Below are 6,861 nucleotides of genomic sequence, written 5' to 3' on the forward strand. Positions count from 1 at the left end.
ATATTGATTAGGTATGAATTTAAGACAGATTGTTTTTGGAGCAATGGCTCTAATGGTTATAACATCATCTTGTGGTGGAGGAGCCAATCCTTTTGCGCAGACTAATACGGCACCGCAAGAATATAAAACAGCCGTGCTAAGTGAAGAAAGTGTAGAGCTGGAGTCTGTATATCCGGTTACTATCAAAGGCCAGGAAGATATCGAGATCAGACCGCGTATAGATGGGTTTATTGATGCTATTTATATAGACGAAGGGTCTGTAGTAAGAAAAGGGCAAGCATTGTTTAAGATTAACTCGCCTTCAGCTATCCAGGCTGTAACAACAGCGAAGGCTGCAGTTGCCAGTGCCGAAGCTCAGTTGCAAACAGCGAAACTGAATGTAGACAGAATTAAACCATTGGCAGACAAAGGTATTGTTAGTACAACACAGTTGGCAACTTATCAAAATGCATACAATGTGGCTCTGGCAACAAAGAACCAGGCTGAGGCTACTTTGGCAAATGCTAATGCAACATTAGGCTGGACAAATGTGACAAGCCCTGTTGATGGAGTTGTTGGAACCATCGCCTTTCGTCAGGGAAGCTTGGTTAATAACTCAAATGTTTTAACTACAGTTTCGAGCATAGGAAGTGTGTTTGCTTATTTCTCATTGAATGAAAAAGATCTTGTTTCCTTGTTAGCTAACTTGCCGGGAAAAAATCAGGCTGAAAAGATAAAAAATCTGCCTAAGGTATCGCTGAGAATGGCTGATGGAACAATGTATCCGGAAAAAGGAGTTATTAAAACGATATCAGGTCAGGTGAATGTAACTACCGGCTCTGTAAACCTAAGAGCTGAATTTACTAATTCTGAAGGTCTTTTGCGTAGTGGTTTCAGCGGAAATCTTTTGATTCCTAAACACATTGAAAAGGCTCTTGTTGTACCGCAGGCAGCTACATTGACCAAACAAAATAAATTGCTCATTTATAAAGTTGTTAGTGATTCTATAGCTGTTCAAACTCTTATAGATGTTGCTGCTACGCCTGATGGCAAAAGATACGTTGTTACAAACGGGCTTGTGCCTAACGACCGAGTTGTAGTAGACGGTATTGCAACATTGTCTGACAGTGCTAGAATTATTGTCAAGAAATAGATAATTTATTTAATAAATAAAATAAGGAAATAATGTTAAAGACATTTATAGAAAGACCTGTGCTTTCTACTGTTATTTCTGTCATCATTGTAGTATTAGGTATTATTGGGTTGGCAACGTTGCCAATAGAACAATATCCGGATATTGCACCTCCGACAGTACAGGTTCAGGCTACCTATCCGGGTGCAAATGCGGATGTGGTATTGAATAGTGTGGTTATTCCCCTCGAAGAACAGATAAACGGTGTGGAAGGGATGACATATATGACATCGTCAGCCAGTAATGGTACGGCTACCATTAAGATACTCTTTAAGCAAGGAGTTAATCCGGACATTGCATCTGTAAACGTACAAAATCTAGCTGCACGTGCTACACCATTGCTTCCGCAAGAGGTGACTCAGCTAGGGGTAATTGTATCAAAACAGCAGAATAGTACACTATTAGGTTTGACTTTGAGTACAAATAACCCTGATTATGATGGTCAATTCCTTCAGAATTATGCTAACATTAACATCTTACCTCAGATAAAGCGTGTATATGGTGTTGGTAATGCCAGTGTGTTTGGCGCAAGGGACTACTCGATGCGTGTTTGGTTAAAGCCTGACGTAATGGCTGCATATAAGATTTCTATACAAGAGGTCTCAGCAGCATTAGTAGATCAAAATATAGAAGCAGCACCGGGTGAATTGGGGCAAAATAGTGATCAGTCGTTCCAATATACCATGAGATATACAGGAAAACTGAAAACCGAAGAAGAATTTGGTAATATCATACTACGCTCTCAAGACGGACAAATTTTGAGATTGAAGGATATTGCTAAAGTTGAGCTGGGTTCGTTGAGCTATAGCGTTGTTTCAGAAACAGACAAAAATCAGTCTGTATTTATAATGATCAACCAGACTGCAGGATCAAATGCACAGGAGGTTATTAAGAATGTTAAGGCTGTATTGAATGATGCTGAAAAAACATTGCCTTCGGGAGTTAAGATCAATTATATAATGGACTCCAGTGAGTTTTTGGATGCATCTATAGAGAAAGTAATCCATACGTTGATTGAAGCCTTTATATTGGTGTTTATAGTCGTGTTTGTATTCTTGCAGGATATAAGATCTACTCTTATTCCGGCTATAGCTGTTCCTGTTGCCATTATCGGTACATTCTTTTTCTTACAGGTGTTTGGGTTCTCTATAAATCTATTGACACTGTTTGCTCTCGTCTTGGCTATCGGTATTGTGGTCGATGATGCCATTGTCGTCGTCGAGGCGGTACATGCGCAGCTCGATGCCGGAGAAAAAGATCCGAAAGTAGCTACGATCACTGCCTTGAAAGAAATTGCACCTGCGATTATATCTATTACACTTGTAATGTCGGCGGTGTTTATTCCGGTCAGCTTTATTGGAGGGACTTCAGGTATATTCTTTAAGCAATTCGGGCTAACTCTTTCTATTGCGATTCTTATTTCGGCGATCAATGCATTGACGTTAAGTCCTGCTTTATGTGCTCTCTTTTTGAAGCCACATGATGAGGAGCATAAGAGCAAAAGTTTCATCCAACGCTTCTATTATTACTTTAATATGACTTTCAACAGTGCGACTCAAAAGTACAAGAAGAGTCTTCACTTCCTTGGAAGAAAAGGACATCGTTGGATTACAGTAGCTATAATCATCGTATCGTCAGTTGTTTTATTCGGATTGATGAAGCTGTTACCTACAGGTTTTGTGCCTAATGAGGATAGTGGTGGTGTTCTTGCCTTTGTAACATTACCTCCGGGATCTTCTTTGGAGAGAACAGATTCTGTTGTTAGCGAAGTTGTTAAAATAGCCCATGATATAGAAGGTGTTAAGAGTGTTACAAACATTACAGGGGTTAACTTTATGGCTGGTATGAACAGCTCTTATGGTACTCTAGTAGTGAAAATGGAACCTTGGAATGACCGTAAATTGTCAACAAACGAAGTGTCTGCAATCCTCAAAGAAAAGACAAGCAAGATAAAGGGTGCGACCTTCTTCTTTGTGGCCACTCCCACCCTTCAAGGTTTTGGTTTGGGAGCAGGCGTTGAGATGCAATTGCAAGACCGTACGGGAGGTGATATCAACAAATTTAATGATGTTGCTCAAAATATCCTTCAAAAACTGCGGGCTAGAAATGATGTTGTCCTTATGGCCATGACTAACTTTAACCCTGCTTTCCCTCAGAAAGAGATATCGGCCGATTTGCCAAAAATAAAAGCAGCCGGTCTTACTCTTAGTGAAGTAATGGGATCATTGCAGGCTTATGTAGGGAGTTCATATGCTTCAACGTTCAACTTGTATGGAAAACAATTTAGGGTGGTACTGCAAGCATCTCCTGAATATAGAAGAAAATGGGATGATCTGAGTGGTTTGTTTGTGAAGACAAAATCCGGAGAGATGGCTCCAATTACAGAATTTCTTCATGTAGAAGATATTGTTGCTCCTCCAACATTGAGCCGATTCAATATGTATTCATCTATCGACTTGACCGTTATACCTAACCTAATTGATGGAAAGAGTACCGGTGACGTATTACGTCTATTGGAAGAATGGTCTCAAGATAAGACTATTTTCCCTGATGGATATACTTTCGAATATTCAGGTATGACTCGAGAGGAGGCTGGTAGTGGAAGCCAAACAATATTAATATTTGGCATTTGTTTGATATTCGTTTATTTATTGCTGTCTGCCTTGTACGAAAGTTACATTATACCATTGGCCGTGTTATTTTCTTTGCCGGTGGGTCTTGCCGGAGTATTTATATTCTTAATGATATTCGGTCTTTCGCGAGGAATTGTAAATAACATATACGTCCAAATATCGATGATTATGTTAATCGGGTTGCTGGCAAAGAATGCTATCCTTATTGTGGAATATGCATTACAGCGACGTCAGCAAGGTATGAGTATTGTGGAAGCTGCCGTAAACGGAGCTGTAGCACGTCTTCGCCCGATCTTGATGACTTCCTTTGCTTTCATTGCAGGTATATTACCACTGATGTTTGCATCAGGAGCAGGAGCCATCGGTAACAGATCGATCGGAATTAGTGCTGTAGGGGGTATGTTTATTGGAACTATGCTTGGGGTACTGGTTATTCCTTCCCTATATATTATATTCCAGACAATACAGGATAAGATAAGTAAATCGGGTATGATTAACTCTAATGATGAGTTTATTAATAAAAACCAATAACAATGAAGAGAAAATATATAAAAGGTGTGGTTTTGTTGGGAGTAATACTCTCAATGGGATTCACCTCCTGCGGAATAGTAAGTAACTATAAAGCTCCTGAAATAGACTCGCAAGATATGTTTAGGGGAGAAAATCCCACAGATACTACTACGATTGCAAATATCCCGTGGAGGGAATATTTTACAGATCCTGCCCTTCAGGCTCTTATTGATGAAGGATTGGCTAATAACTTTGATATGAGAATAGCTTATACCAGAATCCAACAAGCTGAAGCTGGTCTGGTGGTTGCTAAGTCTGCATATTTTCCAACTATAGCTTTAGCCGGTCAGGTGACGCATACACGAGGAAGTATTAAAAACGGAAAAGAGAGAGTATTAGGATATGAAACCGGTACTCAGTTTGGGTTGGGTTTTGCCGTACAATGGGAAGCCGATCTTTGGGGAAAACTTAGTAGCAAGTCGAGAGCTCAGTACGCTAATTTGGTTAGTACTCATGCTTATCGTAACTTGATACAAACTTCATTGGTTGCCAATATCGCAACTACTTATTATTCCCTATTGGCTTTAGACGAGCAACTAAAGATTACGAAAGAGACCATAGGTTTGCTTAAAGAATCTACGGCTACTATGACCGATATGATGCAGGCTGGATTGCTCAACCGTGCAGGTGTTAAACAGAGTGAAGCATTATTGTATAATACGCAAGTTAGCGTGCCTACACTTGAGAGCCAAATAAGAAAATTAGAGAATTCTCTTTCTGTTCTTGTTGGTCGCAAGCCAGGTCCGGTATATAGAACTGCTATCAAAGATCAACCTGTTCCTTCTCATTTACAATATGGCATACCAGCACAAATGTTGGCGAAGCGTCCGGATGTAATTCAAGCTGAAATGGGATTCAGATATGCATTTGAAATGAGGAATGTTGCTCAGCGATCTTTGTATCCTTCATTAACATTGGGTACGTCAACAATAGGTTATGCTTCTAATACATTGTCTCAGTTTTTTCAACCAGCCAATATATTAGCTAATATAGTAGGAGGCTTAACTCAACCTATTTTTGCAGGAAATCAGTTGAGAGGACAATATAAAGTGGCTAAAGCTCAACAGGAAGAAGCACTGTTAACATTTGAACAAACAGTCTTAAAAGCAGGACAAGAGGTTTCTGATATAATGTATACTTACGAATCATCGTTACGTAAAAACGAAGATAGAGCCAAGCAAGTGGAAGCCCTCTTTACTGCGGTGGATGATACTAAAGTTTTGCTGAAAGCCGGAGAGGCAAATTATACAGAGGTGCTAAACGCAGAGCAAAATCTGTTGCAAGCACAACTTGGCCAGGTAAATGACAAGCTCGAACAGCTTCAGGCAACTGTTAATTTATACAGGGCGCTTGGAGGAGGTGTAGAGTAATACAATCTGAAACATACCAAATATTTAATAAGGATATTCGTGATGAATATCCTTATTTTTTAGGCTGACATTTTATCAATTTAACTAAAAAAATATTTTTATTTAAGATTTGGCTGTCCTGTTTTTTTATTGTAACTTGCCTCCTGAAGAACGACATAGAGCAAAGTTGAAGACAAATAAAGCTCATAATTATATAAAAAGGAATAGTTAAAAAATACAGGAGTGAAAGGATCATTCTTGTATCTTTTGTTTTATAGTACAGGATTTTTATTGAATGAATTTATGTGAACTCACACTATCTGGAAATTCCTGAAATTATTATCTAATGTATACGAAACCGGATGGCAATTACTGAAAATTATACTTATTAATTTTTTAGGTAAAAAGAGATTCTTGCTGTATAGTGTATTCGCTATAGCCAAATGAAATAAATGAAAGATGAGACAAGATAATGATCTACATAAGCTGCTAAACTTATTTTTAATAACCTTAATTGCTTTGGTCTTGCTTATTTGGTTTTGGACAAAGTAAGATTTAATACGTATCGATATTAAGCCTCTCTCTGCCACGGAGCATGGCTTGGTAACGATATAAGACAGAAAAATATAAACAATACGAGAATACCTTACTCTGACTTTTACCTAAAATAAAGATATCTGCGCCACCTTATGAAATTTATTTCAGATTCGGATTTAGCTATTCCCTTTACGATTGGAACAACCCGGTAAAACCGACATTAAGATATTTTAAGCAAGAAATCCGGTTTCAATGATAAACTTGTAAGAAAGGCTATCGTTGAAACAGAAATTTTAAAGAAAGGGGAAGAGTATATTGAGTTGGATATTTAGACGATGCAATAAATAACAGAATAAAACGCAGGCAATAAAAATCAACATAGAACAAAGATGTGTATCCGGACTTTTAGATATTTAAAGAAGATACATACAATATCGAACTTGTGACAGATGTAGTAAGGAAATCATGATTTTAGACAGTCACGATAGAATAAACCCCACTAACTGTAATAATTTGAATTAGTTTCGATCTGATCTGACAGTTAAAGGGCAAACAATTAAGTTTGTATTGCATAAGTAAACAAAAAAGTTTAACCCTTTAA

The 6,861-nt window shown here is 38.3% G+C and carries 3 protein-coding genes; all 3 read left to right on the forward strand.

Features of this window, described 5'->3' with window-relative positions:
- Positions 1–13 precede the first annotated feature (13 nt).
- From BGO84_RS00125 to BGO84_RS00135, 3 genes are read left to right on the forward strand one after another with little or no spacing between them, the layout of a single operon-like run.
- A complete protein-coding gene (locus BGO84_RS00125; protein WP_283686071.1) occupies positions 14–1,132 on the forward strand; it encodes an efflux RND transporter periplasmic adaptor subunit in 1,119 nt (372 codons plus the stop codon).
- A gap of 32 nt (positions 1,133–1,164) precedes the next feature.
- Positions 1,165–4,335 (forward strand): efflux RND transporter permease subunit, encoded by a 3,171-nt coding sequence (locus tag BGO84_RS00130; RefSeq protein WP_135105066.1) that lies wholly within the window; start codon positions 1,165–1,167, stop codon positions 4,333–4,335.
- Between the two features lie 2 nt (positions 4,336–4,337).
- A complete protein-coding gene (locus BGO84_RS00135; RefSeq protein WP_135105067.1) occupies positions 4,338–5,744 on the forward strand; it encodes an efflux transporter outer membrane subunit in 1,407 nt (468 codons plus the stop codon).
- Positions 5,745–6,861: the final 1,117 nt, after the last annotated feature.

Origin of the sequence: Dysgonomonas sp. 37-18 (assembly GCF_001899125.1) — a bacterium.
Lineage (GTDB): Bacteria > Bacteroidota > Bacteroidia > Bacteroidales > Dysgonomonadaceae > Dysgonomonas.